This window comes from Streptomyces sp. NPDC014891, from assembly GCF_043081085.1.
GTDB lineage: Bacteria > Actinomycetota > Actinomycetes > Streptomycetales > Streptomycetaceae > Streptomyces.
Genome location: NZ_JBIBWF010000004.1, coordinates 323,965 through 350,088, shown reverse-complemented (window position 1 = coordinate 350,088; position 26,124 = coordinate 323,965). Strand labels below are relative to the sequence as shown.

The window sequence follows — 26,124 nt, the reverse complement described above, 5'->3', positions numbered from 1 at the left end:
TGCCGCTCAGACCGGCCGCTGGACCATCCAGTGCCGGTGGTCTGTGTGTCGGGTCCGCAGGAGGAAGGCAAGAATTCCTGCGGAGCCGTCGCTCCAGCTGGTCGTGACGTCCCCGTACTCGTTGGGGAAGACCACCTGGGCGTGTCGTCGGGCCCTCTCGCTGACGATGAGGCGGGCCAGGTCCTCGGCTTCGGCGCGGTGGACGGGGTCACCCGTCAGTTCAGCCATGTCGAGGAGGAAGTCGCCGTTGCCGGCCAGGCCGTGGCACTGGCCGAGTGCGGCGCGGGAGGCGCGTTCGGTGACGGCGTGGGTGCTGCGGCGGGCGAGGCCAGCGAACCGCTCGTCCCCGGTGGCCTGCCACAGGCGGACGAGGAAGCTGCCGATGCCCGCCGCGCCGTGGCACCAGTACGGCGCCGTGGGCAGGTCTCCGGCCTGGGCGGGCCACTGGGCCGTCTCGCCGACGCGTACGGCGTCGATCAGGAGCTGTTCGCCGACCTCCACCGCGAGGTCCATGTGCTCCGCGCGCTGGGAGACGGTCGCGGCGGCCAGGAGGAAGCAGGCGATGCCGGCGGCTCCGTGGGCGAAGCCGAGGTAGCGCTTGCCGTACTCCGCGGAGACGGCCTCCGCGGGAATCGGCCAGCTCACTCCGGACCGGTCCCGTTCCGCCGACGCGGTCAGACGGTCGGCGGCCGCGACGGCCAGTTCGGCGAAGCGGGCGTCGCCGGTGCGCTGCCACAGATGGACCGCGGCCAGTCCGCTGCCCGCGCTGCCGTGGGTGATGTCGTGGTGGGGTGTCACCTGCTGCGGGGCCCGTGTCAGCGCGAGCGCGTGGTCCCTGAGGCCCCGGTCGTCCACGGCCTGCCCGGCGTCGTACAGCGCCCAGGCGGTGCCGAGTCCGCCGAAGTGCAGCCCGGGCCGGGTCGAGCGGAGGTCGGTGCGGGCCGCGATCCAGTGGCCCGCGGTGGAGAGCACCTCGGGCAGCCGGTCGTCGCCGGTGAGTTCCCAGTACCGCGTCAGCACCGCGAGGACACCGGCCGCGCCCTGCTGCACCGTGCAGGGGTCCGCCTCTCCCGCGAGGGTCGACACGGGCCACAGCCGGCTCTCGTCCGCGGGGGTCATGGACGTGATGAGGTGGTCCACGATCCCGGCCACCGTCGTGTCCAGTTCGGCCGTCCGGTCGTCCTGCCGGTCCTTCCGGCCGCTGTCGTCCCGTGGCTCGACGCGGGCGTCGCTCCGTGCCGGCGGGGTGGCCCGGTCGTTCCGTGGCTGGGTCGTGTCCGCGGTCCGGAGGGCCTCGCGGGCCCGGGCCGGGTCCCATCGCTCGGCGGCGTCGTCCTTCATCAGCCCGAGGATGATCTCGACGAGGGAGTCGGTCAGCCGCAGCGGTCCCGCGCAGGCGGCGAGCCAAGCGGCGAGCCGTTCCTCCGTGGCCTGTGTGGTGGGCTCCTCCGGGAGCAGGTGGGGAACCTTTCCGGCCAGCACGAAGCACACGGTGGCGCCGAGACTGTAGTAGTCGGCCGTCGGGCTGACGGGGGCGTCGGCGAGGCGCTCGGGGGCGCTGAAGCCGGGGGTTCCCACCCGGGTCGGCAGGGCGGTCTCGTCCTCCAGTACCGCGAGTTCGAGGTCGATCAGGCGCAGTTCGCCGTCGGGACGCACCATGACGTTGCCCGGTGTGAAGTCCCGCAGGACACAGCCCCGGGCGTGCGCGGCCGCGACCAGCTCCACCAGCCGCTCGACCTGCGCGAGCGCGTCGGCGCGGTACGTCTCCGCCCCGGCGTCGCGGAAGTGCTCGGCGACCCACGTCTGCAGGGTGACGCCCGGCACTTCCTCCTGGGCGAGGAAGAGGTGCCGACCGTGCTCGAAGACCGCCAGCGGCTCCGGGGCGAGTCCCGTGCCCTTGAGCTTCTCCAGTGTCCGGGCCTCGGCACGCAGCCAGTCGCGGACGTCGTAGCCGGAGGCGTCGGCCTCCACGTGCGGCCTGGCCTCCTTGATCACCACGGAGGCCCCCGTCCGGACGTCGCTTCCCCGGTAGACCCCGCCCTTGTTCGTGTGCCGGATCGCCTCCCGCACCGAGAAGCGGCCGCCGAGCAGCACCGGAGCCTTCGCGCCGGCCTTCCCGGCCGACTCCTCCGCCCCGGCCGGCTTCCTCGATCCGTCCGCCCCGTCCCCGCCGGCCGCGGCGCGGGGGACCACGGGAACCGTGGCGGGGAAGGGGCTGACCGCCCACGACGGGGGAGCGTACTGACCGGTGCGCTTGTCCTCGACGGGATTGCCGTCGGGGTCCTCGATGATCCAGACGAGCAGACCGTCCTCCGAGAGCCGCCTCCGGCCCACGAACGAGCCGTACCGGTAGTGCACCAGCGAGTGCACGGCGTACGGCTGGTCGGACAGGATCCGGGGGCCGGCCAGACCGGAGGTGGCCGCGTGCAGCTCCTTGGCGAGCCGGGCCGCCTCGGCGTCGGAGGACGGGTAGACGGTGATGAACTTGCCCGAGCTGCCGCGGGGCGTGGCACGGGAGTTGAGCGCGCTCACCTGGTCGAGCGACCGGGCGAACTTGAAGGCGGACTCTCCCCGCAGCAGCACCTCCAGGGCCTTGCCGAGGACGGCCGGCGCGGAGGCGGCCGTGGCCGACACGTGCAGCTTCCACCCCTGCTCACGCGGCGTCCTGGCGCCGGGCGTGAGACGGCACCACATCTCGTCCGTCCGGACCGCCCAGAACTCGCTCGTACCCGTGGCGCTCAGGGCTTTGCGGAGAAGGCCTTCCAGTTCAACTTCGGTAACCTGGCTCGTCATTCGCGTCCTTTTCAACGGTGTGGTCCGCTGACCGGAAAATGCCCAGTGGCATATCCCGACCAACACATCGCCGGTCCTATTCACCGGATCCGGCGAGCGCACGGCGTGACGGCTTCGGATCATGAATGCGCCCAGCGCAGAAGGGGGCTCACGAAACCTCCGGAACGGAACGCACGCATCCCCCGTGGTCCGAGCGGCGTTCGGCCCGGACGCGGGGCGCGGATCCCGGCTCCCGCTCACGTGAGAGCCGGCGCACCCGCAGTTCAGAACCCGCCCGCGGGCACGGAGAGCGACGGAGGACATGGGCGGAGAAGGGCGGGGGACTGGCGTACTTCGGCCCCCCCGCACCCTCGCTCGATCGTCAGTCGGAATGTGTCGAGCTGGCGTGCGTCGAGCTGACACATATCGAATGGCCGGGCGATGGACACCTGTTCATCGGCCATTGCGGCCGCGCATCCCGCCGCGGGCGCTCTCCCCGACCCGCGGACACGGCGCATCGGCCCGTGAACACGACGATCCGGGCGAGGAGCAGAGCCCCTTCGCCCGCGAGAGGAGGGCCTGCGGCTTCGAGCCGGGTCTCGATGCGCCGCGCTGCGCTGCGAACGGCTACGGAAGGATGGAGTCCACGTACCCGCCGTCCACGCGCAGCGCGCCGCCGGTCGTGGCGGACGCCTGCTCGGAGGCGAGGTACACCACCATGTGGGCGATCTCCTCGGGCTCGATGAGCCGTTGCAGGAGGGACTGCGGCCGGTACTCGCGCATGAAGACGCGCTGGGCCTCGTCCCATGGCAGGGACCGGTCCACCAGCTCGTACACGAAGTCCTCCACGCCCCCCGTGTGCGTCGGGCCGGCGATGACGGAGTTCACCGTGACACCCGTGCCGGCGGCGTGCTTGGCGAACCCGCGTGTGACCGCGAGGAGGGCCGTCTTGGACATGCCGTAGTGGATCATCTCGGCGGGGACGACGACCGCCGAGTCGCTCGCGATGTTCTGGACGCGTCCCCAGCCCCGCTCGGCCATGCCGGGAAGGTACCGGCGGACGAGGCGCACCGCGGCGAGAACGTTCACCTCGAAGTAGCGGCGCCACTCGTCGTCGCTGATCTCCAGCGGGTGGGCCTCGCCGAAGACGCCGAGGTTGTTCACGAGGATGTCGACCCGCGGCAGCGCCCCGGCGGCGAGCAGCGCGCCCTGCTCGGTGGCGACGTCGGCCACGACGGGGACCAGGTCCGCGTCGGGGTTCTCCGCTCGCAGGGCCGCGATGGCGCGCTCGACGCGCTCCTCCGTCCGCCCGTTGACCCCGACACGGGCCCCGGCCCGGGCCAGACCGGCGGCGATGGCCGCGCCGATCCCCTGGGTGGACCCGGTGACCAGCGCGGTACGTCCCGTCAGATCGATGAGCATGGCCGGACGTGCTCCTTGCAGAACTCGACGAGTGCTTCGGTGACCGCTACGCGTCCCCTCTACCCCGCCGGCGCCGACGGCCACCGGAAACCCCCGCACCACCCTTCGTACGGCCCAGTCCCGGCCCTGCACCCGCCCCACGGCGGGCGCGTCTCGTCGGACGCCGGGTGGCCGGGTGGCTCGTCACCCCGGCCACCCGGCAGTCGCGCGGAAGCACGAGGTCTCAGTAGCGGAGCAGCCCCGCGTCGATCTGCTCCCAGGCACTGCGGAGCTCGGCCAGCCGCGCCGCCTCGAAGGGAGCCCGGTCCGCCTGCTCGCGGGAGTCCTCGGACAGGTCGAAGAGCTGGTCGCGGCCGGACTTGCCCCGGTAGTACTTCCAGTCGCCGCGGCGCAGCGCCCGCTCGCCCCGCACCCGCCAGAAGAGGTCGCGTTCGGGAACGTCCGCGCCGCGCAGCAGGTGACCTGCGAGGCTCGTGCCGTCGAGGGGGTACGCGGAGTGGGGACGGGCGCCGGCCAGGTCGAGCAGCGTCGCCGTCCAGTCGGGCGAGAACACCGGCAGATCGCTGACCTGGCCGCCGTCGATCCGGGCCGGCCAGCGCAGGATCGAGGGAACGCGGATGCCGCCCTCCTGGAGCGACCCCTTGTTCCCGGCGAGCGGCCAGTTGTACGAGAAGCGCTCGCCGCCGTTGTCGCTGGCGAAGAAGACGAGCGTGTCCTGCTCCTGGCCGGAGCGCTTGAGCGCCTTGAGGACCTGCCCGATCGAACGGTCGAGGTCCTCGACCATCTCCTTGTACTTCTCGACCGACCCGCCGTCCTGGTGCCAGAGGGCGGATCGGTCGCCCGCCTTGATGCGGCGGACGATCTCGTCGCTCGCCTCCTTGTCGCCGTCGGCGATCCAAGGCCAGTGCGGGGTGGTGAAGTTCAGGTTGAGCAGCCAGGGCTTGTCGTGGTCGCGGCCGACGTACTCGGCGGCCCGCTCGGTGAGGATCCGGGTGTAGTAGCGCAGGTCCTTGTACTCGGCGTCGCCCTCGTAGAGGTCGTACTCGCCGCCGAGACCGAGCTTGGAGTAGTACTCCAGGGCCCCGCCGAAGTTGCCGAAGAACTCGTCCCAGCCGGACCGGGTGGGGGAGTAGTCGGGCAGGTAGCCGCAGTGCCACTTGCCTATGAGAGCGGTGGCGTAGCCGGAGTCGCGGAGCAGCGAGGCGAGCGTCGGGTGGGTGGGTTCCAGTCCGACGGACTTGTCGGCGATCGGCTCGGCCAGCCCGCCCTTGGTGCGGCCCGGGTAGCGGCCGGTGTAGAGGCTGAAGCGGGTGGGGGAGCAGGTCGCGGACCCGGAGTAGGCGTCGGTGAAGCGGACCCCGTCGCGCGCGAGGCGGTCCAGGTGCGGGGTGCGGATGTGCGGGGAGCCGTACGAGGAGAGGTCGGCCCAGCCGAGGTCGTCGCCCAGGATGAAGAGGATGTTGGGCCTGCGGGAGTGGCGACGCGGCTGCGCCGCCCGGAAGGGCCGTTCGCGCGTATCGGCGGCGGGGGCCGCGTGCGCGGCGGAGGCGGCGGTGCCGAGGGCGGCGGCAGCTGCGGCACCGGCGGCGACCCCGCCGAGGGCACGGCGGGACAGGGGCGTGGACATACGGGTCTCCAGGGAGCGGCGCGCGGGCAGACCTCCGGAGCCCGGCGGACGGGGCGGGCGGGAGGGGCGCGCAGGCGGGGTGGGTGGGAAGAAGGGTCGATCAGTGGCAGCGACAGACAGCGCTCGCGACACGGACGAGGTCCACGTGCCGGCGCTGGAAGGTGGTGACCGAGAGATCACGCAGGGGCTGCATGGGGCAGGAGTCTGGTCGAGCCGCAGGAGGGCGTCAACGGCGTTCGGCCTGGTTGACGCGCGTAGTTCGCATGATCGACACACCGCGAACGGGAGGGCGGGCGCCGGATGGAACGGCGGACGAACGACGAGACGCCGGGCGAGAGCGCTGCCGACGCTCCCGCCCGACGTCGCCGCCCTCGGGGCGGATGCGGTGTCGGCGGGGTGGGGTGAGGCGGACGGGGTGCCGCGGACGTGGGCCGGGAACGGGTCAGACGACCGGCGCGGTCGCGCCCTCGGGCTCGTGCACCGCGGGGTGAACGGTCTCGGCGGGCGGGTCGGCGGTGCGCCACACCCACACCCAGTACAGGGCGGCGGTGACGAGGAGTCCGACGATCCACGAGATGTCGGCGCCGTCGAGCCTCCTGGTGATCGCGCCGGTGTAGAGCTTGGTGGCCAGGAACGGGATCTGGACGGCGACGCCCACGACGTAGCAGGTCAGCGCGGTGAGGTTCCAGCGGCCATAGCGGCCGTCCGGGTCGTACAGGGCGGGGATGTCGACGCGTTCGCGGGAGACCAGGTAGTAGTCGACCAGGTTGATCGCGCTCCACGGCGTGAACACCATCAGGATCAGCAGGACGAAGTTCTTGAAGTTGTTCAGGAAGTCGGCACTGGCGGCCAGCGCGATGACCATCGACACCGCCGTGAACCCCACGATGTAGGCGGCGCGCGCGGCGGCCGAGATGCGCGAGCGGCCGTCGAAGGCCGTGACCGTGGTCAGGATCGACATGAAGCCGCCGTACGCGTTGAGACAGTTGACGGTGAGCTTGCCGACGACGATCACCAGGTAGATCAGGACGGCGAGGACCGCGGGTCCGGCGAGCTCGCCGAGGAATCCCACCTGGTCGCCGAGGAAGCTCTGCCCGGCGACCGCGGCCGTGAGCGCACCCAGCGTCATGGCCCACTGGGACCCGATGACCGAGCCGGCGAACGTGGACCAGAACGTCGCGCGGGTGCTCGTGTCCCGCGGGAGGTAGCGCGAGTAGTCGGCGACGTACGGGCCGAAGGTCAGCTGCCACCCGGCCCCCAGGCCCACGGCGAGGAGGAACGAGGCCGGCTCGAAGCCCTTGAGCCCGACGTGCGCGCCCACGTCGTACTGCGTGAACAGTCGCACCAGCAGGTAGCCGAGGCCGAGCACACCGACGACGGTCGCGACCCGGCCCGCGATGTGGATGAGCCGGTAGCCGGTGACGGCGACCACCGCGGTCAGGGCGCCGAAGAGGAGGATGCCCGCGTTCGTGTTGTCGATGTGGAGCATCTCGGACAGCGCCTGGCCCGCCAGGACGCTTCCGGTGGCTGCGAAGCCGAGGTACATCAGGATGACGAGCAGCAGCGGCAGGACCGCGCCGTGGACGCCGAACTGGGCGCGGCTGGAGATCATCTGCGGGACGCCCAGCCGCGGTCCCTGGGCGGAGTGCAGCGCCATCACGATGCCGCCCAGCAGATTGCCGAGCAGCAGCGCCGGTATCGCCCACAGCGCGTCGGCGCCGAACACGACGGCAAGGGCTCCGTCGACGATCGCGGTGATCTGCATGGTGGCGCCGAACCAGAGGGTGAACTGACTGCGCGGCGTTCCGTGCCGCTCGGCGTCGGGGATGACCTCGATGGTGCGCGTCTCCATCGAGAGACGCTCCCCGGGGGTGTGCTGGACCGGCATGGTGAGACCTCTCCCGCAGCGATTCGGGTGTTTCCGGACGAGCCGCAGCCGTCGATCGTATGCTGCGTGCGCCGAATCTGGCATAGCGGTGAACAGGTATCAAGATTCTGAATGGATAATTTCAGCATCTGGTCCGTCGCCGGCTCCGGCCGACGCCATGCGCTCGCCGCGGCCACCGTCGTGTGCCGCGTGCCTGCGCCACGAACGGCCACGCGACGAAGGGCCCCGCGATGCCCGGCCACCCGCGTCGGACACGTGGCCGGATCTTTTTGCCGGACCGGCAAGAATCACGTCATGAGAGTGACCGGACAGGCCATGGTGGCTCCGTGACCGAGAACATCTCAGCGGGACCGCCCGCGACCGACGCCCACCAGCCCATCGACGCCTACGTGGGAGACCCCGCGGTGCGGGCGGAATGGGACAACCGGTACACCGACCGGGAGCGACTCTGGAGCGGCCGGCCCAACGGAGCCCTCGTGGCCGAGGTCGCCGGTCTCACCCCCGGGCGGGTGCTCGACGTCGGCTGCGGCGAGGGCGCGGACGCCGTCTGGCTCGCGCGCCGCGGCTGGGACGTGACCGCTCTGGAGGTCTCCGGCGTCGCCCTGGAGCGAGCTGCCGGACACGCACGGGACGCGGGCGTCACCGTCCGGTGGGTGCACGCCACGCTGACGGACGCGCCGCTCCCGCCGGCCTCGTTCGACCTGGTCTCCGCGCAGTATCCGGCCCTGCTGCGCACGCCCGACGCCGCGGCGGAGCGGGCCCTGCTCGCCGCCGTCGCCGTCGGCGGTGTGCTGCTGCTCGTGCACCACGCGGGAATGGAGGACCGGCAGCCGGACGAGAGCGGCTTCGACCCGGCCGACTACGTCTGGCCCGCGACCGTCACGGCACTCTTCGACGACGACTGGGTGGTGGAGGTCGACGAGCAGCGACCGCGCGTGGCACCCGACGGCGGCGCCGGTGCGCACCACACCGACGACCTGGTGCTCCGCGCCCGCCGCCTGCGCTGACCTCCAGGGCTGGGCGCCCGACGGGCGGCACCGCCCTCAGTGCCGCCTTCCCCCCTCGTACGCACGTGCACCCCGGCGTGACGTCCGCCTGCCGGCGTCGGGCCGGTACGGCGTCGTCGGCGGCGGTCGCGACGACGCCACCTCGACGATTCCCTCCGACCCACCGGCCCGGCGGCCCTGGCCGCTGCGGCCGAGGAGTGAGTTACGCGCGTAACCGGGGATCCCCCGAGGCAGGTGGGACGGGCGGATCATAGGGTGGCCCCATGCCTCGTACCTCTCCTGCCGTAGCGCTTGACGCCCTCCTCGCCGGTAACGCCCGCTTCGTGTCCGGCACGCCCGACCACCCCAACCAGGACGCCGCCCGCCGCACCGAGCTGGCTCCCGGCCAGGACCCCTTCGCCGTGATCCTCGGGTGCTCCGACTCGCGGCTCGCCGCCGAGATCATCTTCGACCAGGGGCTCGGCGACCTCTTCGTCGTCCGTACCGCCGGCCACGTCCTTGGGACGGAGGTACTGGGCAGTGTCGAGTACGCGACGAGCGTCCTCGGCGCCAGGCTCGTCGTCGTACTCGGCCACGACTCCTGCGGCGCGGTCGCGGCGGCTCGCGCCGCCGTGGAGGACGGCTTCGCGGCCGGCGGCTTCATCCGCGACGTGGTGGAGCGCGTGACGCCGAGCATCCTCGCCGCCCGGACCGCGGGACTGACCGCGGACGGGGACATCATCGACGAGCACATCCGGCACACCGTGGGCCTGATGCTCGACCGCTCCCGCCTCCTCTCCGAGCAGGTCGAGTCGGGCGAGGTCGCCGTGGTCGGACTCGGCTACGCCCTGTCCGACGGCAACGCCCGGGTCGTCACCACCCGCGGCGACGTGCGCACCGACGCGGCCGCGGTCGACGCGAGCTCCTCGGTCTCGTGACCGCACGCTTCGACTGCTCCGCCCCGGAGACCCGCGAGGCCGGGCTCCGGGAGGCCGCGGAGGCCCTGCGCGAGGGCCGCCTCGTCGTCGTGCCGACGGACACCGTCTACGGCCTCGCGGCCGACGCCTTCGCCCCGGAGGCCGTGAGCGCGCTGCTCAGGGCCAAGGGGCGAGGGCGTCACAAGCCGTCGCCCGTCCTCGTCCCCTCCGTCTCGGCGCTGCGACAGCTGACGGACGAGCTGCCGGAGGACGCCCGGAAGCTGATCGACGCCTTCTGGCCGGGCGGCCTGACCCTGATCGTGCGGCACCGGTCGAGCCTTGCCTGGGACCTCGGTGAGACCGGGGGCACCGTCGCCGTGCGCATGCCCGACCACGCCCTCACCCTCGACCTGCTGTCCCGGTCCGGGCCCCTCGCTGTCTCCAGCGCCAACCTGACCGACCGTCCCTCTCCGCAGGACTGCGACGCGGCGCAGGGCATGCTGGGCGACTCCGTCGCCGTCTACCTGGACGGGGGCCGGACCCCTGGAGCGCTCTCCTCGTCGATCGTCGACGTCAGCGGCGACGCTCCCGTCCTCGTCAGGGAAGGGACCCTGTCCTCCGCGCAGCTCCGCACGGTGGTGCCCCACCTCACGGTGCGCTGATCGGGCATCCGTACACGGGTGGCCTCCCCGGGGAGGCCACCCCACGGTCTCGCCCCCCCCGCCGTGCACCCCGGGGCCACCCCATGTTCCGGACCGGCCCCGCCAGTCCCCTCTTCTGTGCGCAGAATACGGGTGTGCAGAGTTGGATGCCGCCGGAGCGCGGATCGTTCGTGGGCCGGCAACAGGACGTCGCGACGCTGATCGCGAGATTACAGACAGAACGGCTGGTGACGCTGGTCGGTACGGGCGGCGTCGGCAAGTCCCGCCTGGCCGAGCGAGCCGCCGGTCTCCTCCCGCCCGACGCGTTCGAGAGCGTGCACTGGGCCCCACTCTGGTCCCTGGGCAGCAGGTCCCTGCTGACCGCACTCGTCGCCGATGCCTGTGGGCTCTCGGACCACTCGTCACGAGATCCCGTCGACGCCCTGACCGCCTGGATCGGCAGCCGTCGCATCCTGCTCATCCTGGACTCCTGCGAGCATCTGATCGCCGAATGCGCCGAGTTGCTGGAGGCGCTGCTCGCCGCCAGTCCCTCCCTGGCGGTGCTGGCGACCAGCCGGGAGCAACTCGCCGTAGCCGACGAACGTGTCGTCCGAGTCGACCCCCTGGCGCCGGACAGCGACGCACTCGAACTCTTCACCGAGCGTGCCGCCGCCGCCGGAGTCCGGTGGGAGAGCGCCGAGGACCGAGTCGCCGCCGCCGAGGTGTGCCACTGGCTCGAAGGTCTCCCACTGGCCGTGGAGTTGGCCGCCGCGCAGCTGCCGGAACGGTCGGTGCGCGGGATGGCCCGCCTGCTCTGCGACAGACTCGCGCTCGCCGAGCAGCCGGACAGCACCGTCCAACCGACACGGCATCGCGTACTGCGGACGACGATCGGCTGGAGCCATGAACTCTGCGAACCCACCGAGCGACTCCTCTGGGCCCGTCTGTCGGTGTTCCGCTCGCACGCCACCCCGGACGAGGTCGTACGGGTGTGTCGGGGCGGCCCGTTGACCGACGGGCTGGTCGCCGAGGCCATCGACGGGCTACGGCGCAAGAATCTGGTCTCCGTCGACGGGGGCCGTCTGCGGATGCTGGACACCGTCCGCGAGTACGGGGCGATGTGGCTGTCGGAACTCGGTGAGGCCGGCACCCTGGCCGACCGGCATGCGAAGCACTTCGCCGAGGTGGCCGCGGCCGCCGACCGGGAGTGGTGGGGACCGGATCAGGCGGCCGCGTACACGCGGCTCTCGGACAGCCACGCGGACCTCTGCGTAGCGCTGGAGCACTTCCTTGCCACCGATCCGCCGAGGGCGGCGACGATGGCGGGCAATCTCGGTTTCTTCTGGGCATGTTGTGGCTACCTCCACGAGGCCGGGCACTATCTGGAGGAGTGCATGCGGGTCGCCGAGGCGCCCGCGAGTGTCCTGGCGAAACTGTCCTGGTCTCTCGGCGTGGTCCGCTGCCTCCGCGGCGAGTACCAGGCGGCGGCAGACCTGGCCGAGCGGACGCGCAACCAGGCCTTGCGCGCCGCCGACGAGACGCTGCTGGCGGACGCCGCCTATCTGCAGGGGTTGCTGATGCTCCTGCGCGGCGAGCCCGAGGAGGCCATGCGGACCGCGGACCGGGCATTGGAGCGACCGCATGCCACGCCTGCCGCCGCCGCCCGCTGCCGCCTGGTCCGCGTCTTCGCCCTCACCGCGTCAGGCGCCGTCCAGAGCGCCCGCGTCGAAGCCGAGGCCCTGCGCGCGGAGTCGGTCTCCGTGGGAGAGCACTGGACCCGTTCCTACACCGAGTACCAGCTGGCCTTGATAGCGCTGCACGAGGAGAGGTCCGCGGAAGCCGCCGCGCACGCCAGGGCCATGCTGCGGGACAAGCGGCTCATCGGTGACGCCTTCGGCCTGGGTCTCGGCCTCGACTTGCTCGCGGCCGCGATGGCGGCCCTGAAGCAGGGCGACCAGTCGGCCGTCGCCTCCGGGGCCGGGCAGGTGTTCTGGGAGATGGTCGGCCATCCCCAGCGGGGCACTCCGGAGCTAGGACCCCTGCGTGAAGGCGCCGAGTGCGCTGCACGAGCGCAGATCGGCAACTCCGCCTACGACAGGACGTTCACCCTGGCGGCACTCACCGACCCGTTCGCGACCCTGACCGACGTACTCGACGCCGACTGAACGGCGTTCCACGTGGTCCGCCTGGCCGCCGGCACGACCGGAAGCCGGCCAGGCGAACTCCGAAGAGGGTCGGCCCCAAGCGCCCTCTCACGTCGAGGCCTCTCTGGTGCGCAACGTCGTGACTCTTCGGGTCCCGGTCACGAAGTGCACGTCCGCCAGCACCATCTGCGGGGCAAGCGTGCTGTTGACCTGCACCAACAGCTGTTCGAGGGAGGGGAGAACGGAGTCGGGGGAGGCGCCTCGTCCAAGGGCGACTGTCATGCGCAGGCGCAGCCGACGGGGGTCGCGGCCGATTCTGGTCCGGCACCCGGCCACCCCACTGATCTTCAATGCCTCCTCCGTGACGGCTCTCTCCAACGCTCTCCGCAGCGTGACCGCGTCGCGTGTTCTCAGGGTGAGCTTTCCGCTGGTGCCGCGCGTCAACTGACGTACGCACCAGATCGAAAGGAACAGGCAGCCCGTCGTCGCGATGGTGGTGGCGACTGCCGGCCACCACTCCCGGGACCTGAGCCCGCTCAGAGTCTCCGCGACGCGCCCCTCGCCGAGCACGCCTCGGCCGGGCCACCACGATCCGAACGCGTGGACGTGGGGGAGCACGAACACCGCCACACAGCCGAGCACTCCCAGGCCAGAGAGGCCGAGGACCACACGATTGGTCAGCATGAGCTGCCGTGCTGTCATGAATCGGCTCCCTGTCTGATCGTGGGCGTCGGAGAGTCGTCCTTCGGGCGTCTCGGGGCGCCGAAACGCACGCCATCGGAGTCCTGCGGGCGGGCGAGGTCGGGCCCCGGGGTGTGGCCGGGGCCGATGCCGTGGCCTGGGTCGGCCCCGCCATGCTCCGCCGGGTCTGGGGCCAGGGCCGGAACTGGGCTCGCGTGTGGTTCAGGCTTCGCCTGAACCACCAGGGGCGCGACGGTGTCGACAACGACCCGCAGTCGAGGCGGGCGTACCAGTCGGCAGGCGGTCATGGCCTGCTGGGCGGCGCCCTGCGCCTCGGCAAGGGCCGCTTCGCGGTCCCCGAACATCAGCGTCGCTCGTACCGTGCAGGTCCGTCTGCTCATCCGCACCGTCAGGTGCCCGCAGCCCTCCACAGCGCCCACGGCATCACGGAGGAAGCCCTCGATGACCTTCCGGTCGACGGACGAGGTGAGAGCCGTTCCGGAGGAGACCGTCCAACGCCGCCGATGGCCCGGGAAGAGCGCCAGCAGGATCAGGAGGACGGCGAGGCCGACCGCTGCCCCTGCCGCGAAGGCGAACAGGAGAGTTCCGAAGCCGTGGTCGGCCGCCCAGGCGACACCGGCGCGCCACCACGCCGTCAACGGGCGCCCATGGAGAGGGAATCCAGCGATGTCCAGCGCCACCGCGCCCAGGAGCAGGGAACCGGCGAGTGACAAGAACGCCATGGGGCCTCGTCGCTGCGACCAGCACCTGCGCGGACGCCGTGCTACGGGTGGTGCCCCCTCCGTGACCGATGCGGACAGAGCCGGCGGCCGGGGGACCGGCAAAGTCAGCCGGGTGACCCGGACACTCGGCCGCTCGCACGGGAGCCCGGTGAGTTCGCCGGTGCGTCGGGCAACATGGTCCTGTAGCCCTGCCACCGTCTCGGCCAGGGAGTCGGGCCGGTGCAGCCGCACATCAAGACTGAGGTGCGCCGACTGCCCCCGCAGCCTGGCCGTCGATCTCTGCGCCGAACTCCCGGCGGACAGGGCCTCCGAGGCCGCGCCGACGGCGACCGCACGAAGCGCCCTCTCCGAGACACGGGTGATCCCGCGCATCCGGGCCCCCGTCACCGTCGGCCCCTCTCGATGGTCTCCCGAAGGTCCTGAACGCGCCCGCCGCCGTCGAACCAGGCACCGATCGCCCAACCCAAGCCGCCGAACACGGCCACGAGGAGGAACGCTCCCACCCCTCCGAAGAAGGCCGCGAAGCCCAGGGCGACACCGGCGGCCATCCCCGTGAACGCCTGACTCATTGCCGATCCTCGTTCCACTCGTCGAGAGACATGTCGAAGGACAACCCCGTGCGCACTCACTCCACTCGTGAGTCGGTGGCGATCTCGTTGTCGTCCTCCGGCAGGTGGACGTCGTTGATCGAGATGTTCACCTCGACGACCTCCAGCCCGGTGATGCGCTCGACCGCCACGATGACGTTCTCCCGGACGTCCTGCGCCACCTCGGTGATCGGGACGCCGTACTCCACGACCAGCTCCAGGTCGATCGCCGCCTGCCGCTCGCCGACCTCGACCTTCACACCCCGCCCGACGTTCGGCCGCCCACCCGGCACCCGCTCGCGGACCACGCCCAGAGTGCGGGACAGACCGCCGCCCATGTCGTGCACACCCGGGATCTCGCGGGCCGCCATGCCGGCGACCTTCACGACGACGACGTCCCCGATGGCCGTCCTGCCCCGCTCCCCGACCGGCACATCGGCGGGGCGGGGGGACTGCCGCTGCTCCCCGACCGCGGTCGGGGACACGGCCCCGTCCGAGCTCTTCTGCAGGGCGGACGGGGTCCTCGGTGCGGTGGCCGTGCTCGTGGTCATGGTCTTCCCTTTCGTCGAGCGTCGCTGAACCGTTCTCATCCGTATCGACCCGAGCGGTGGAGAGCTGTGACGCGGAAATCGTGACGAGTTGCCCCCCTTCCCCCGCGGTGCGTCCGGCGCGCCGCGCCGGAAGGGTGCGCCGCTCCGCTGTTCGGGGTGACGTCCGTGGTCCGTCGGCGTTCGCAGCGCGAGGCCGTGCATCCGGGTTCGCGCCTGCCACGAACTACTCCGTAACGAGTGGAGCCCATCGGTGTCTCACTGGTGAAGGCGAATGAGAGGAGCCGCCCAGTGACGGGCGTCGGCACACGCATCACGCCAGCGGACATCGGCCCCACCGAGGGAGAAGTCCTGCTCGTGACCAGAGCGGTGGAGGGAGACGAGGAGGCGTTCGCCGTGCTCGTCGAGCGCCACACACCCATGCTGCTGGGTCTCGCGACCCGCTTGCTCGGCAGCCGTACCGAAGCGGAGGACGCCATGCAGGAGGCACTCATCAGCGCATGGCGCAGACTGCCCGACTTCCAGGGCCGCTCCGCCTTCGGGACCTGGCTCTACCGCATCGTCACCAACCGGTGCTTCAACGTGCTGCGGGGCAGGACCGTCGCCGTGCCGCTGGAGACGGCGGGCGACGTACCGGCGGCCGAGCATGCCGTGTCACCCGCGAGAATCGCCGAGGGACGGGACGCGGTCCGTGAACTGCGCGGGGCACTGGACCTCCTCTCCCCCGAGCAGCGGGCCTGCTGGGTCTTGCGAGAAGTGGACGGACAGTCCTATGAATTCATCGCGGAGACGGTCGGCATCAGCCAGGAAGCCGTACGAGCCCGTGTATTCCGCGCACGACGATGTCTGACACAAGCAATGGGGGCCTGGCGATGAACGCACACGTCACTCCGCCCGCCGACGACCTCGGAGACGAGGACACCCGACTGCCCTGCGGGCAGCTGATCTCGGAGGTCTGGGACCGATGGGAGCGGCAGGAGCACGATGCCCACCAGGCGGCCTGCGAGCACTGCCGCCACGAGGTGGAAGACCTGCGACGACTGGAGTCGGCGGTCCAAGGGCTCCGGGAGGACACGGAACCCACGGGCGCGGACGTGACCGCGCTGACGCGCCGGGTGATGGACGTCGTACGTCTCGAGCTGCGCCCGGGGCGGCCGCTGCCTCTCGGCGAGCCGGAGGAGAACCTCTCGATCATGGAGGCGGTGGTCGCCCGCACCCTGAGGAATGCTGCCGAGACCGTTCCCGGAGTCCACGCCGGCTCCTGTCGGCTCGAACTCACCCCGCACGCTCCCGAGGTCGCGGTCCGGATCGAGGTGCACGCACCTGCGGACGGGATCCTTCCCGAGATCGCCGAACGGATCCGATCTGCGGTCCGGACGGCGGCGACGGCCGAGCTCGGCATGTCGGTCTCGCCGGTGGACGTCCTGATCAGCGATCTTGTCCGTCCCACCGACGACCAGGAAGGCCGGTAGCCGTGACCGCTCCCCAGCCCCTCACGCGCAACGCGCTCGCGGAGGACATCGCCCGCACGGCCAGAGACGTGCCAGGGGTGGCGTTCCTCAGACCGGGCCTCGCGGGTCTCCTGCGTGCCGGGCGCCCCGCCACCTCGGGGGCGGCGGCCGTCACCTCGTCCTCGGCAGGAGTCCGACTCCGCGGCGGAGCCGGTACCTCTCCCTTGGAGGTGGAGGTCCGGCTGGTGGCCATGCGGTCGAGGCGCACGGTGGAGGTCGCGCGGGCGACCCGCTCGGCGGTCGAGGCACGGCTCGCCGCGCTGCTGCCGGAACAGTCGCTCGAAGCCACGCGGGTGAGCGTCACCGTCACGGGACTCGTGTGACCTGCCCGGGTGCACTCCCGGCCACGGTTCGTGGCCTGCCACCGGACCTCGCGCTCCCTGTGGCAGGCCGTACCGACGTCAGAAGTGTGGTGCGGGCATCGTCAGGACGAGGTGAAGGGCGACGGTCCACACGCCGACGGCCGCAGCGGTCAGACGCAGCCTGCGCTTGCGCTCGGGTGAGACGGGATCGAACCCGCCGCCCACGGGCAGGGCCTCCAGGTCCACAGCGCGTCGTGTGATGCGTTGCGCCGGCACCGGGGCGCTGCGCACCCCTGGCTGTGCGGGTCTGCGGGGTGTGGCGGCACGGGCCAGCCGCGAGGGGGCGCCTACGGCGGACCGGGGAGGTGGCGCGAAGGGGCCGCTCTCCCCGGATGAAAGGCCCGAGGCGAGCCCGCTCAGGAAGGCGGCGTAGGCGGCGCGGCGCTTTCCGGTGGGAGACGTTCGTCCCGATTCCCAGGACCGCACGGTCGCGGCGGTCACACCGAAGGCATCGGCGACCTGACGCTCGGACAGCTGCCATGCCAGACGTAGGGCAGCCCGGTCGGCGGGCGAGGGCAGAGCGGGCTTCGCGGACCGGATCCGAGGCCTCGGCGGGCGTTCCTTGACGTGTGTGTGAGTTGTCATGCCCGTACGACAGAACCGATCTGACGATGTGATGAAGAATCAGAGAGATTGCCCCGTATGTCGTAGTCATGGGAGTTCTTCTTGGAGATGGAACTGGAGCAACGGCATCATTCTCAGTCGCTGAGGCATCATCAGGGCCTTTACCGGCGACGACCGGTAGTTGGCTCGACCGGGTTCGACTTCGGCGTACGCGGAGGGTCATCGGCGGTCCGCGGTTCCGAACGCTTGTCCGGTGCGGCGATTAGTCTTCCCGTCATGGCTCTGCGACCTGATGAGTTCTTTGACCACGCCCTCTCCGCCGCCGATGCGGAACACCGCCTCCCCCTGGCCCGTATGACGGGGTGGAGCATCAGCCCGTTCGAGGCGGAGGGACTGCGCGTCTCGCCCCTGCGCCCACCTGTGGTGCCCGAGCCCCCACGACACGGAGAGGATCCATCAGACTGCGACTCGTGCCGAGACCGGGAGGACGGCCTCTGGTTCAACGACCGTTGGCGGCTCACTCGGATCAAGGGAGTCGGCGTCCCTCTCGTCCTCATGCTGCATCCGCTCGACCACTACGACATGGCCGACCTGCCGGACGAACTGGCGGCCGAGCTCGGGGTTCTCTCCGCCCACATCGTCCGCCATGTGCAGGCCCTGCCCCACATCTCCCGCGCGCACGTCTACCGCATCGGGGACGGGGGCGCGCATCTCCACATCTGGTTCTTCGCCCGGCCCGAGGGCCAGACCCAGCTGTACGGATCGTGGATGCCGGTCTGGGACGACCTGCTTCCCGAATACCCGTCCGACGTCGCGGACGCGGACGCGGCGACCGTGGCCGATGCCCTGGTCGTCTCGATCGGCGGACGTCGCGCGGCCGCCGAGGAGGCGAAGCACGTCTGAGCACCTGCGGAAACCGCTGCGTGGCGGCTGTGGGAACGCCGTGCGCCGGTCCGGCGGGGGGAATCCCGCCGAACCGGCGCCGGTCGGCCGTCACCTCAGCAGGCGGACACCCACAGGTGGGAGCCGAGGTCTCGCAGCGCCCTGCCCAGCGCCACGGACGGTTCCACGTGGTCAGAGCGGTCCGCAGCCACGAGGACGTCCTTCTGTTCCGGGCCGCGCACGAGGATGAGGTCGACCGGCACGCAGACGTGCACCAGGGTGTTGCGGCGGTTCAGACCGTAGGACCCGGCCGATCTTGGTGGCAACCGGAGCAACTCTCCCGGCGGATTACGACGACGACGGCGGTCGACGTGCCGCCGCGCGCAGACGACCGGGGGTGGAGGAGCTTGTACGTGCCCGGCCCCGTTCGTGCAGGCGTGGCGGACGGACTCGGGGGCGGACTCGCGGGCCTCTTGACGATGCGTACGATGCCGCTCCCTCGCCCCGGGACAGGGCGTTCCACCGGCGGTTCACAGGCCGACCCGGCCGGTCAAGGGCGGAGCCCGATGTGCTTGAGGGCGACTGCACTGAGGTCGGCGATGGCGTCCGGATCCCCCTGGCGCCAGGCGTCCGCCCATCCGCCCGGCGGAACCGGCAGCTTGGACAACGCGCGCGGAGGACCCGTGAGAGCGCGCAGGGCGAGCAGATCGGCGCCGCCGGCTCCCTTGGCGAGGCGCCGCAAGGTGCTGCTGCGCCGGATCCACAGCAGGCGGGGCGGGAGCCAGAGCAAGAGCACGAACAGGACGGGAAGGACGATGAGAGCCGCCGTGATCACATCGGCGACCTGGGTGACGGTCTCCTGGAGCGAGACGCCCGCGTCGGCGATGCCGGAACCGGCGTCGGCGGCGGCCTGGAGCGGCTTCTTCAGTACCCCGCCGATGAGGGGCACGTCCGACGCCGCGTCACCCGCGTTGCCGAGGTTCTCCGCGAGACTGTCGCCGGAGCTCTCCACCTTCCGCCCCGGCTCGGCCAACAGCATGATCGTGTCGCGGACGGCGAGGGCCGCCCAGATCGCGGCGGCGATGAGGGCCACGGCGATCAGGTCGACGAGCACCTGGAGGTTCCGACGTGCGGGTGTCTGGGCGTAGAGGCGCAACGGATGACTCCCGTTCGATGCGTGGCGTCGAGGAGGCCCGGCCGCCCGGGCCGCGACGCGGCCGACCGGTCGTCGGATTCAACTCTTCCACGGCGCCTCACGCGCAAACCTGCGCCGCATGAGTCACGCGGTGCGCGGGGGCGGCGCGGACGCCGTGAGGAAACGCCTGCGGGGGTTCGGGCCGGCTCGGTGCGGTGAGAGCCGTGGAGGGCGGGAGCACTCGTCGGGCCCGCCGTGTCGTCTGATGCCACGTCACGTCGGTTGGGCGGGCTGCCGACGGAGGCAGGCAGGCCGGCCGTCGTCCACGGTGGTCTCCTCTATTCCCGTTGCGGACGCCCGGGTCGGGTGAGGGAGGATGCGTCGATGAGCACGGAGAACGGCATGGAAAGCAGCATGGAAAGCAGCGTGGCCGAGGCCATGAAGCGGGAGTTGCAGTTGCTGAGCCCGGCCGGGCGGTCGTCCCGGGAGCTGGCCGAGCAACTGCTCGATCCGGAGTTCGTGGAAGTCGGTGCGTCCGGGCGCAGATGGGATCGCCCGTCGATGCTCGCGGCGCTGCCCGAGATGCAGGGGGCCACCGACGACGGCCCGCAGTACGTGCCCACGGAGATGACGGGAACGGTGCTGGGGCCGGGACTCGTGCACCTGACGTTCGAGACCGTGATCGACGGCAGGCGGGCCCGCAGAAGCTCCATCTGGCGGAAGCGGGACGAGGACGCCGGGTGGCGCATGTACTACCACCAGGCCACGCCCGTACCGGACGCGTGAGCGGTCGGGGCCGCCGCGGGTCGACAGAGTCGCCGCCGGATGACAGGGGCAGAGCGCGGCTCCCAAGACACAGTCCCCGTCACCTGGGGGAGGTGGGCACGCCCGGTTCCTCCCCGGACACAGTCCCCGTCACCTTGCGGAGGTGAGCACGCTCGGTTCTTCCCCGGACACAGTCCCCGTCACCTTGCGGAGGTGGGAATGCCCGTCACTTCCCCTCGTCGCCGGACCCTGATCGGGGCGGTCGCCCTCGTCGCGGCTGCGCCCGCGATTCAGGTCGCCTGGCTGGAGAGGTACGCCGTGCCTCCCGACGAGGTGGCTCTGGGCTTCGACGACGGGTTCCACCTCGTCGTAGGGCTCCTCGAGGACGAGGAGCTCAGTCCGGAGGCGCTGCCGCTGCTGCGGATGATCGACGAGGTCTTCCGCGAGATGACCGAGGACGCCACCCCGGTCGACCGGTGGACCATCGACGCCCTGTCCACCGACGCGGGGTGGGAACGCGCCCGGCACCTCGCGCGAGACGTCCTGGCCGTGGAGGGCGAGACGGACGCACAGCCGCCGGACGCCTCCATCGTGCGGTGAACGCGTCGCGCACGCACAGGGGAGCGGCCCTCCTCCTGAGCGTCGACCCTCGTCCGCTCGGCACGGCGGTGCGTGGTCGTGCCGACCGGGCGGTCGGGCGAGATCGGGCCGGGATGCGACAGGACCGTCACAGGGTCTCAAGATCACTTGACCGGAGCCCGGCACAGAGGGAGACAGTGGTCTGTCGATCACCCGAGCGGGCCGCCCGCGGCTCGCCGGCCGGGGAAGAGTCATCGGAAAGGGGGAGTCCGCATGGCCGTGAGCTGTGTCGTTCTCGACATCGGGGGCGTCCTGGAGATCACGCCGGACACCGGCTGGGTCTCGACGTGGGAAGAGCGGCTGGGACTGGCACCCGGCGCGGTGCACGAGCGGATGCGTGACGTGTGGCAGGCCGGGAGCATCGGCACCATCAGCGAGGGGGATGTGAACGAGCAGGTGGCGACCCGTCTCGGGCTCGACGCCCTCCAGCGCGAGGCCTTCATGGCCGACCTCTGGGCGGAGTACCTGGGCACACCGAACGACGTCCTCATCGACTACGTCAAGGGGCTGCGCGGCCGCTGCCGGCTGGGCATCCTGAGCAACAGCTTCGTCGGTGCCAGGGAGAGGGAGGCGGAGCGCTACCGCTTCGACGACGTGGTGGAGCAGATCGTCTACTCCCACGAGATCGGCATCGAGAAACCCGACCCGCGCGCCTTCGAAGCAGTCTGCGCCGCCTTGAGCGTGCGGCCGGAGGACTGCCTGTTCGTCGACGACGCCGCGGCCAACATCGCCGCCGCCCGGGCGGCGGGCATGCAGGCGCACCTCTTCGAGGACAACGCACGGACCATCGCACGCATCGAAGCCCACCTGGAGGCCCGGTCCGCGCCGCCGTCCCGCTCCCTGCCCCTCACGTGACACCGGGGGACTCGACCGCTCCTCCCGTCGGACGACTCCAAGACGGCCGGCTCACGCGGGTGCCCTGTACCCGCCTCACACCCCTTAGGTTAGGGTGACCTTGCCTGACGTGCGGGCTCGGAGGTCTCCGGGACTCGGCGCGGCGGGTGGAACCCAGCGGACGGATCGGGTAGAGGCAGGGTGCAGGTGAGAGACGGTGACCGGGCTTGTGCTCGTCGTGCGCCCGGTGAAGCGGCACGCCCCTCGTGGGTGACGGCGGACGCCGGCTGTGGGTCCGCGTCCGGGGCGAGGCGTCGTGGATAAGATCGCGCTCACGGCCGGAGCCCTCTACGTCATCGTGCTGCTGCGCGCCGGAGGCACCTTCGCCGTTGGCTGGCTCGCCGGTGCCGGGGCCCGGCGCAGCAGGTTCGCCGACCGGCTCTCCTCGCCGAAGTTCAAGCGCGCCGAGCGCGCGATCCAGCGCTGGGGTGCGCCGGTGGTGGCCGTCTCCTTCCTCACGGTCGGCTTTCAGACAGCCGCCAATTTCATCGCGGGCACCCTGCGCATGCCGCTGCCGCGCTACCTCCCCGCCCTCTTCGTGGGCGGAGCCGCCTGGGCGCTGGTCTACGCGACCGTGGGCATCGGCATCGTGGAGATGCTGGGCAGGCTCTTCGCCGAGCAGACGGCTCTCGGGGTCTCTGTCGTCGCCGCCCTGCTCCTCGCCGTGTGCGGTGCGGTGGTGTACCGCCGCAAGCGGTCGGTCCCGGCCACCGACGAGACGCCGGCCGACGAGGAGTAGGACCATCCGGACGGCCGGCGGGGCGTAGGACCGTCCGGACGGCGGTGATTCGTCCGGACGGCGGGTTATCTGGACCCGCCTGGCGACCCACCCCCCAAGCAGCGGGCCGGGGATTCCTGACGCGGCCGGGCGGTTGCGGCCGACCGCGACGGCGTACCGGCCGCAGAGCGACGGCAGTCCCGGATCACCCGGTCGCGGGCGACACCTCCTTGCCGATGTCCACCGTGGCGTACTCGTTGCCCACGTACGCGCTCGCGCCCTCCCAGGGGGTCCGGTCCTTGCCCGTGCGGGCGTCAAGGATGACGCCGTCGGCATCGGCAGCGGCGTAGACGGCCCCGTGGAACACGTTCTGGACGTCGGGCTTCTTCCCCGCGGGGGCGTCCGAGGAGATGGTCCACAGGACCTCGCGGCTCCGCGCGTCGATGTCGCGCGCGGTCTCCGCGGTGTCGCATACGATCACGGACCGCCGGTCGTCGAAGCACTCGAGGAAGCTGCCGTCCGGCGCGCTGGGGACGAGAGCGCCCGTACGGCTGTCGCGCAGCGAGCCCGCGACGAAGAAGCCGCCTCCCACCTGCGTGACCTCCACGGCGATCCCGCCCTCCTGCTCCCAGCGCGGTGAGCCGTCGGCGAGCGCGAGGCCTGTGGGGGCGAGATCCTCCTGCGAGGAGTGCCAGCCGTCGACGGCCTGGAAGGACGCCTCGTCCGCAGCAGCCCGGTGGGGTTGAGCTTGCACCGCGTTCGCATGGATCGCCGGCGGCGGGAGGGCCCGGCGATCTTAAACGAGTGCGGGAGTCCCGGTCCGGGTGATACAAGGTCTCCGTGCCCGAGCCTCTCTCCTTCCCGACCCTGCTGCGGATGATCGACGAACGGTCCGCGGCATTCCGCGCCGCCGTCGCCGCGGCGCCCACCCTCGACGCCGACGTACCGTCCTGCCCGGGCTGGACGCTGTACGACCTGGCGAACCACCTCAGCGAGGGAGACCGCTTCTGGGCCTTCATCGTCCGGAACACCTCGCCGGGCGACGAACGGCCGAGCAAGGACGGGCAGGTGGCGCCCAGGGACCGCGACGCCCTCATAGCCTGGCTGGCCGACTCGACGGAGCAGCTGCTCGCGGCTCTGCGCGAGGTCGGCCCGGACCGGGGCTGCTGGGCCTGGTGGGAGCCGCTGGCCTCGCCGCACACGGCGGCTGCCGTGGCCCGTCGCCGCGTCCCGGAGTCGCTGATCCACACGTACGACGCCCAGTTGGCCTCCGGCGTTCCGAGGGAACTGCCCAAGACCGAGGCGGTCGACGCCATCGACGAGTTCCTCGCCACCGTCTGCACCGGCACGGTCCCGTGGCCGGGCGAGCCCGCCACCATGGACTACCACGCGGCCGAGGCCGGCTGCTGGCGTCAGACGGTGGACGCCGCCGGTTCCCGCTTCACCCGCCTCACGGCGGCGGAGGCCGCAGAGAACAAGCCCACCGCCGCCGTCCACGGCACGGCGAGCGAGATGGCCCTGCTCATGTACATGCGCATCCCGGCCGGTTTGCTTCGGATGGAGGGCGACGCGGGCCTGCTCAAGCGGCTGCAGGACGGGGGCTGAGAACTCTCCCGGGGCGAGGCCCTGGCGGCCTCACTCGTTCCCGGGCCGTGGACCCGTCGCGTAGGCCAGCGGCGGTGCGATCGCCCGTACGTCGGCCTGCTCCGCCACCCACAGCCCGATGAACAGCGCCGCTGTCGCCTCCAGCAGGCCGGCGCGGTCCAGCCCGCCGCCGGCCACCGGCTCGCAGCCCAGGTCCCGTACCAGCGTGCGTGCCAGCGCGAGCGCCGCCTCGTCGTCCCCGCAGATCGGAACGGCCAGGGGCTGACCGTCGAAGACCGGCGGAGCCATCCGCCACACGTCCTCGTGGCACAGGTTGAACGCCTTGACGACGCGCACGCCCGGCGCCGCCGCGGCCAGCCGGCGTGCGGCCGACGGCCCGTTTTCCGTCAGCAGCCGGAAGCCGGGCCCGACCGGGTTGGCGCAGTCGATCAGGACCTTCCCCCGCAGCGTCGCCCGAAGGTCCCCTACGACGTCCGTCCCCGTGCCGTACGGCAGAGCGGCCAGCACCGCCTCGCCGAAGCCGGCCGCCGCCTCCAGACTCCCGTGCCCCGCACCGCCCCCGATGCGCGCCGCGAGCCTCTGGGCCTTCTGTTCGTCGCGGCCTCCGACGAACACCTCGTGCCCGGCCCGCACCCACTGCGTGGCCAGTGCGTCCGCCATGTTCCCCGTGCCCAGCACACCGATCCTCATCGATACGCCCCTCTCCGTACGTGCTTCCACCGCATTCGGGACGACACTAGGGAACCCGTCAGGCACCATTCGGTACGTGACGACCGACGCCTTCCTCGCCGACTGCCGCGCCCGCCTCGCCTTCGACCTCCTCTCCCACACCTGGAACGCCGTGCTGATCTGGAGCCTGCGGGACGGCCCCCGACGCCCCGGCGAGTTACGCGAGCGCATCGGCGGCATCAGCCCCAAGGTCCTGACCGAGACGCTGCGGCGACTGGAGTTCAACGGGCTGGTGACACGGAACGCCTACGCCGAAGCGCCGCCCCGGGTCGAGTACGAACTCACCGCCCTGGGGCGCACGTTGCTCGGACCGGTCGAGGCCTTCGGCGCGTGGGCCTTCGAGCACGGCGACGAGGTCATGGCCGCGCAGGAGCGCATGGGCGGGTGAGCGGCCTGCGCGTGACGCGGCGCGATCCGGACCGGGTCGACGCGCGGTGGCGGGACGGGCGCACGTCTCACCCCGTACCCGTGCGGAAGGCCGCCGCGTCCGTGGGACCGGCTCCCCACCCCGCCCGCGGCGTCGGTGCTCCCGGAGGTACGGGCAGGTGGAGGATCTCCGCGGCGAACCGTGCCGCGAGCCGGTGCCAGAGACCGGCGCCGCGGAGCATCGTGTGGCGGCCGGTGGGCATGCGGACTCCGCGGACCCGGGCTCCCGCCTCCTCGGCCCGGCGGAGGTACGCCCAGGTGCCGGCGGCCGAGGTCATCGCGTCCGCCTCGTCGTGCAGCGCGATGACCGTGCGCCCGGCCAGGTGTGACACCGGCTCACCCGGCGGGCACCAGGGCGCGAGCGCCACGACACCCCGCACGTGCCCGGCGTCCGCCGCCCGCAGCGCGGCCCGTGCCCCCATGGAATGACCGAGCAGGACGACGGGGAGCGGGCCGACGGCCTCCTCGACGTCCGCGAGCGCCTGGCGGGCATCGTCGACGGGGTCGGCCCGTTCGCCGTTCCAGCCGCGCATCCGGAAGCGGACGGACCCGACCAGGAGGCCCGCCGTCCGGGTGCTCCCACGCAGCGCCCGGGCGAACGGCCTCATCCGGAGCCCGGCGAGGTTCAGCGTGGGCGGGGGAGCGAAGGAGTCGGCCCGCCCCCCGTGCAGGAGCAGGACCACTCCCGCCGCCCCGCCCTCCGCTCTCGCGGCCGAATCGACCCGTGGCTCGGGCAGGTTGAGCGCGCGGTGGCGGGCGCCGCGTCGACGATCGCTCATCCGGTGCCTTCCGTCGGTCTGTCTGTCGGCCCGTCGGCCCGTCGGTCCGTGAGTCTGTCGGGAGGGACGAGGGCCGACGGTCTGCCGGTCTGCCGGGCCGTCGGGCCGTCGGGCCGTCGGTCTGTCGGGAGGGACGAGGGCCGCGACCCCGGACCGGGC

At 72.0% G+C, this 26,124-nt stretch carries 29 protein-coding genes and 1 pseudogene; 14 read left to right on the top strand and 16 right to left on the bottom strand.

All coding sequences use genetic code 11. The annotated features are described in order from the left end of the window. Positions 1 to 6: 6 nt before the first annotated feature. The 5 genes from lanL to ACF09E_RS13500 all read right to left on the bottom strand — a co-directional run bounded on the left by lanL (position 7) and on the right by ACF09E_RS13500 (position 7,709). Positions 7 to 2,793, bottom strand: a complete 2,787-nt coding sequence (lanL, locus tag ACF09E_RS13520; protein WP_392205324.1) for a class IV lanthionine synthetase LanL — start codon at positions 2,791 to 2,793, stop codon at positions 7 to 9. 606 nt (positions 2,794 to 3,399) lie between these two features. Beyond that, positions 3,400 to 4,194, bottom strand: a complete 795-nt coding sequence (locus ACF09E_RS13515; protein WP_392205323.1) for an SDR family NAD(P)-dependent oxidoreductase — start codon at positions 4,192 to 4,194, stop codon at positions 3,400 to 3,402. 223 nt (positions 4,195 to 4,417) lie between these two features. Beyond that, positions 4,418 to 5,821, bottom strand: coding sequence for a sulfatase (locus ACF09E_RS13510; protein WP_392205322.1), 1,404 nt, complete (start codon positions 5,819 to 5,821; stop codon positions 4,418 to 4,420). 100 nt (positions 5,822 to 5,921) lie between these two features. Then, positions 5,922 to 6,014 (bottom strand): putative leader peptide, encoded by a 93-nt coding sequence (locus ACF09E_RS13505; RefSeq protein WP_388800212.1) that lies wholly within the window; start codon positions 6,012 to 6,014, stop codon positions 5,922 to 5,924. Positions 6,015 to 6,263: 249 nt separating this feature from the next. Further along, positions 6,264 to 7,709, bottom strand: a complete 1,446-nt coding sequence (locus tag ACF09E_RS13500; RefSeq protein ID WP_392205321.1) for a purine-cytosine permease family protein — start codon at positions 7,707 to 7,709, stop codon at positions 6,264 to 6,266. A 326-nt stretch (positions 7,710 to 8,035) separates the two neighbouring features. Here ACF09E_RS13500 and ACF09E_RS13495 point away from each other — a divergent pair, with 326 nt between their 5' ends. From ACF09E_RS13495 to ACF09E_RS13480, 4 genes are all read left to right on the top strand, one after another. Then, positions 8,036 to 8,716, top strand: coding sequence for a class I SAM-dependent methyltransferase (locus ACF09E_RS13495; protein WP_392205320.1), 681 nt, complete (start codon positions 8,036 to 8,038; stop codon positions 8,714 to 8,716). A gap of 263 nt (positions 8,717 to 8,979) precedes the next feature. After that, positions 8,980 to 9,633, top strand: coding sequence for a carbonic anhydrase (locus ACF09E_RS13490; protein ID WP_392205319.1), 654 nt, complete (start codon positions 8,980 to 8,982; stop codon positions 9,631 to 9,633). Beyond that, the gene (locus ACF09E_RS13485) at positions 9,630 to 10,274 is read left to right on the top strand and encodes an L-threonylcarbamoyladenylate synthase (RefSeq protein ID WP_392205318.1); all 645 of its coding nucleotides are present in this window, start codon (positions 9,630 to 9,632) and stop codon (positions 10,272 to 10,274) included. The genes ACF09E_RS13490 and ACF09E_RS13485 overlap by 4 nt, the downstream gene beginning before the upstream one ends. A 134-nt stretch (positions 10,275 to 10,408) precedes the next feature. Next, positions 10,409 to 12,418 carry an ATP-binding protein gene (locus ACF09E_RS13480; protein WP_392205317.1) on the top strand — a complete coding sequence of 670 codons (2,010 nt, stop codon included), beginning with the start codon at positions 10,409 to 10,411 and terminating at the stop codon, positions 12,416 to 12,418. Between the two features lie 87 nt (positions 12,419 to 12,505). On the opposite strand, the gene ACF09E_RS13475 is transcribed toward ACF09E_RS13480, so the two are convergent. The 4 genes from ACF09E_RS13475 to ACF09E_RS13460 form a co-directional block, all read right to left on the bottom strand. Next, entirely contained in the window at positions 12,506 to 13,099 is a 594-nt protein-coding gene (locus ACF09E_RS13475) for a hypothetical protein (RefSeq protein ID WP_392205316.1), read from the bottom strand. Continuing rightward, positions 13,096 to 13,821 carry a DUF6286 domain-containing protein gene (locus ACF09E_RS13470; RefSeq protein WP_392205315.1) on the bottom strand — a complete coding sequence of 242 codons (726 nt, stop codon included), beginning with the start codon at positions 13,819 to 13,821 and terminating at the stop codon, positions 13,096 to 13,098. Before ACF09E_RS13470 ends, ACF09E_RS13475 begins: the two co-directional genes overlap by 4 nt. Before the next feature lie 383 nt (positions 13,822 to 14,204). Continuing rightward, positions 14,205 to 14,390: a hypothetical protein gene (locus ACF09E_RS13465; protein WP_392205314.1), complete on the bottom strand. Its 186-nt coding sequence runs from the start codon at positions 14,388 to 14,390 to the stop codon at positions 14,205 to 14,207. 56 nt (positions 14,391 to 14,446) lie between these two features. After that, on the bottom strand, positions 14,447 to 14,959 hold the full coding sequence (locus tag ACF09E_RS13460; RefSeq protein WP_392205313.1) for an Asp23/Gls24 family envelope stress response protein: 513 nt from the start codon (positions 14,957 to 14,959) through the stop codon (positions 14,447 to 14,449). Positions 14,960 to 15,307: 348 nt separating this feature from the next. Between ACF09E_RS13460 and ACF09E_RS13455 the strand changes: the two genes are divergently transcribed. Genes ACF09E_RS13455 through ACF09E_RS13445 form a run of 3 tightly spaced genes read left to right on the top strand, consistent with a single transcriptional unit; the run spans position 15,308 to position 16,790 of the window. Then, the gene (locus tag ACF09E_RS13455) at positions 15,308 to 15,832 is read left to right on the top strand and encodes an RNA polymerase sigma factor (RefSeq protein ID WP_392205649.1); all 525 of its coding nucleotides are present in this window, start codon (positions 15,308 to 15,310) and stop codon (positions 15,830 to 15,832) included. Then, complete coding sequence (locus ACF09E_RS13450; RefSeq protein ID WP_392205312.1) at positions 15,829 to 16,428, top strand: Asp23/Gls24 family envelope stress response protein; 600 nt, start codon at positions 15,829 to 15,831, stop codon at positions 16,426 to 16,428. Before ACF09E_RS13455 ends, ACF09E_RS13450 begins: the two co-directional genes overlap by 4 nt. A gap of 2 nt (positions 16,429 to 16,430) precedes the next feature. After that, positions 16,431 to 16,790, top strand: coding sequence for a hypothetical protein (locus tag ACF09E_RS13445; RefSeq protein WP_392205311.1), 360 nt, complete (start codon positions 16,431 to 16,433; stop codon positions 16,788 to 16,790). Positions 16,791 to 16,868: 78 nt separating this feature from the next. Here the strand turns inward: ACF09E_RS13445 and ACF09E_RS13440 are convergent, their stop codons facing one another. Continuing rightward, complete coding sequence (locus tag ACF09E_RS13440) at positions 16,869 to 17,015, bottom strand: hypothetical protein (protein WP_392205668.1); 147 nt, start codon at positions 17,013 to 17,015, stop codon at positions 16,869 to 16,871. A gap of 237 nt (positions 17,016 to 17,252) precedes the next feature. Then, a pseudogene (locus tag ACF09E_RS13435) lies at positions 17,253 to 17,414 on the bottom strand (hypothetical protein); the annotation flags it as partial. Between the two features lie 534 nt (positions 17,415 to 17,948). On the opposite strand from ACF09E_RS13435, the gene ACF09E_RS13430 reads away from it, so the two are divergent. Continuing rightward, complete coding sequence (locus ACF09E_RS13430; protein WP_392205310.1) at positions 17,949 to 18,296, top strand: hypothetical protein; 348 nt, start codon at positions 17,949 to 17,951, stop codon at positions 18,294 to 18,296. Between the two features lie 95 nt (positions 18,297 to 18,391). Here ACF09E_RS13430 and ACF09E_RS13425 read toward each other — a convergent pair whose 3' ends face one another. Together ACF09E_RS13425 and ACF09E_RS13420 are read right to left on the bottom strand one after the other, a co-directional pair. Beyond that, the gene (locus ACF09E_RS13425; RefSeq protein ID WP_392205309.1) at positions 18,392 to 18,601 is read right to left on the bottom strand and encodes a hypothetical protein; all 210 of its coding nucleotides are present in this window, start codon (positions 18,599 to 18,601) and stop codon (positions 18,392 to 18,394) included. A 224-nt stretch (positions 18,602 to 18,825) separates the two neighbouring features. Continuing rightward, positions 18,826 to 19,431: a hypothetical protein gene (locus tag ACF09E_RS13420; protein WP_392205308.1), complete on the bottom strand. Its 606-nt coding sequence runs from the start codon at positions 19,429 to 19,431 to the stop codon at positions 18,826 to 18,828. A 363-nt stretch (positions 19,432 to 19,794) separates the two neighbouring features. Here ACF09E_RS13420 and ACF09E_RS13415 point away from each other — a divergent pair, with 363 nt between their 5' ends. The 4 genes from ACF09E_RS13415 (at position 19,795) to ACF09E_RS13400 (ending at position 22,447) form a co-directional block, all read left to right on the top strand. Then, a complete protein-coding gene (locus ACF09E_RS13415; RefSeq protein ID WP_392205307.1) occupies positions 19,795 to 20,196 on the top strand; it encodes a DUF4440 domain-containing protein in 402 nt (133 codons plus the stop codon). Between the two features lie 198 nt (positions 20,197 to 20,394). Next, entirely contained in the window at positions 20,395 to 20,775 is a 381-nt protein-coding gene (locus tag ACF09E_RS13410; RefSeq protein WP_392205306.1) for a hypothetical protein, read from the top strand. 252 nt (positions 20,776 to 21,027) lie between these two features. Further along, the gene (locus ACF09E_RS13405; protein ID WP_392205305.1) at positions 21,028 to 21,669 is read left to right on the top strand and encodes an HAD-IA family hydrolase; all 642 of its coding nucleotides are present in this window, start codon (positions 21,028 to 21,030) and stop codon (positions 21,667 to 21,669) included. A gap of 295 nt (positions 21,670 to 21,964) precedes the next feature. Continuing rightward, the gene (locus tag ACF09E_RS13400) at positions 21,965 to 22,447 is read left to right on the top strand and encodes a DedA family protein (RefSeq protein WP_392205304.1); all 483 of its coding nucleotides are present in this window, start codon (positions 21,965 to 21,967) and stop codon (positions 22,445 to 22,447) included. A 184-nt stretch (positions 22,448 to 22,631) separates the two neighbouring features. On the opposite strand, the gene ACF09E_RS13395 is transcribed toward ACF09E_RS13400, so the two are convergent. Next, on the bottom strand, positions 22,632 to 23,180 hold the full coding sequence (locus ACF09E_RS13395) for a hypothetical protein (RefSeq protein ID WP_392205303.1): 549 nt from the start codon (positions 23,178 to 23,180) through the stop codon (positions 22,632 to 22,634). A gap of 86 nt (positions 23,181 to 23,266) precedes the next feature. Between ACF09E_RS13395 and ACF09E_RS13390 the strand changes: the two genes are divergently transcribed. Beyond that, positions 23,267 to 24,031 (top strand): maleylpyruvate isomerase family mycothiol-dependent enzyme, encoded by a 765-nt coding sequence (locus tag ACF09E_RS13390; RefSeq protein WP_392205302.1) that lies wholly within the window; start codon positions 23,267 to 23,269, stop codon positions 24,029 to 24,031. A 30-nt stretch (positions 24,032 to 24,061) separates the two neighbouring features. On the opposite strand, the gene ACF09E_RS13385 is transcribed toward ACF09E_RS13390, so the two are convergent. Beyond that, on the bottom strand, positions 24,062 to 24,721 hold the full coding sequence (locus ACF09E_RS13385; RefSeq protein ID WP_392205301.1) for an NADPH-dependent F420 reductase: 660 nt from the start codon (positions 24,719 to 24,721) through the stop codon (positions 24,062 to 24,064). Positions 24,722 to 24,797: 76 nt separating this feature from the next. Here ACF09E_RS13385 and ACF09E_RS13380 point away from each other — a divergent pair, with 76 nt between their 5' ends. Next, complete coding sequence (locus ACF09E_RS13380) at positions 24,798 to 25,148, top strand: winged helix-turn-helix transcriptional regulator (RefSeq protein ID WP_392205300.1); 351 nt, start codon at positions 24,798 to 24,800, stop codon at positions 25,146 to 25,148. Positions 25,149 to 25,215: 67 nt separating this feature from the next. On the opposite strand, the gene ACF09E_RS13375 is transcribed toward ACF09E_RS13380, so the two are convergent. After that, on the bottom strand, positions 25,216 to 25,965 hold the full coding sequence (locus ACF09E_RS13375) for an alpha/beta fold hydrolase (protein ID WP_392205299.1): 750 nt from the start codon (positions 25,963 to 25,965) through the stop codon (positions 25,216 to 25,218). Positions 25,966 to 26,124: the final 159 nt, after the last annotated feature.

Excerpts from the sequence above, each read along its gene's own strand:
- lanL (WP_392205324.1), bottom strand. The coding sequence starts at position 2,793 with ATGACGAGCCAGGTTACCGAAGTTGAACTGGAAGGCCTTCTCCGCAAA.
- ACF09E_RS13515 (WP_392205323.1), bottom strand. The coding sequence starts at position 4,194 with ATGCTCATCGATCTGACGGGACGTACCGCGCTGGTCACCGGGTCCACC.
- ACF09E_RS13510 (WP_392205322.1), bottom strand. The coding sequence starts at position 5,821 with ATGTCCACGCCCCTGTCCCGCCGTGCCCTCGGCGGGGTCGCCGCCGGT.
- ACF09E_RS13505 (WP_388800212.1), bottom strand. The coding sequence starts at position 6,014 with ATGCAGCCCCTGCGTGATCTCTCGGTCACCACCTTCCAGCGCCGGCAC.
- ACF09E_RS13500 (WP_392205321.1), bottom strand. The coding sequence starts at position 7,709 with ATGCCGGTCCAGCACACCCCCGGGGAGCGTCTCTCGATGGAGACGCGC.
- ACF09E_RS13490 (WP_392205319.1), top strand. The coding sequence starts at position 8,980 with ATGCCTCGTACCTCTCCTGCCGTAGCGCTTGACGCCCTCCTCGCCGGT.
- ACF09E_RS13475 (WP_392205316.1), bottom strand. The coding sequence starts at position 13,099 with ATGACAGCACGGCAGCTCATGCTGACCAATCGTGTGGTCCTCGGCCTC.
- ACF09E_RS13470 (WP_392205315.1), bottom strand. The coding sequence starts at position 13,821 with ATGGCGTTCTTGTCACTCGCCGGTTCCCTGCTCCTGGGCGCGGTGGCG.
- ACF09E_RS13465 (WP_392205314.1), bottom strand. The coding sequence starts at position 14,390 with ATGAGTCAGGCGTTCACGGGGATGGCCGCCGGTGTCGCCCTGGGCTTC.
- ACF09E_RS13460 (WP_392205313.1), bottom strand. The coding sequence starts at position 14,959 with ATGACCACGAGCACGGCCACCGCACCGAGGACCCCGTCCGCCCTGCAG.
- ACF09E_RS13450 (WP_392205312.1), top strand. The coding sequence starts at position 15,829 with ATGAACGCACACGTCACTCCGCCCGCCGACGACCTCGGAGACGAGGAC.
- ACF09E_RS13430 (WP_392205310.1), top strand. The coding sequence starts at position 17,949 with ATGCTGCATCCGCTCGACCACTACGACATGGCCGACCTGCCGGACGAA.
- ACF09E_RS13415 (WP_392205307.1), top strand. The coding sequence starts at position 19,795 with ATGAGCACGGAGAACGGCATGGAAAGCAGCATGGAAAGCAGCGTGGCC.
- ACF09E_RS13410 (WP_392205306.1), top strand. The coding sequence starts at position 20,395 with ATGCCCGTCACTTCCCCTCGTCGCCGGACCCTGATCGGGGCGGTCGCC.
- ACF09E_RS13405 (WP_392205305.1), top strand. The coding sequence starts at position 21,028 with ATGGCCGTGAGCTGTGTCGTTCTCGACATCGGGGGCGTCCTGGAGATC.
- ACF09E_RS13385 (WP_392205301.1), bottom strand. The coding sequence starts at position 24,721 with ATGAGGATCGGTGTGCTGGGCACGGGGAACATGGCGGACGCACTGGCC.
- ACF09E_RS13375 (WP_392205299.1), bottom strand. The coding sequence starts at position 25,965 with ATGAGCGATCGTCGACGCGGCGCCCGCCACCGCGCGCTCAACCTGCCC.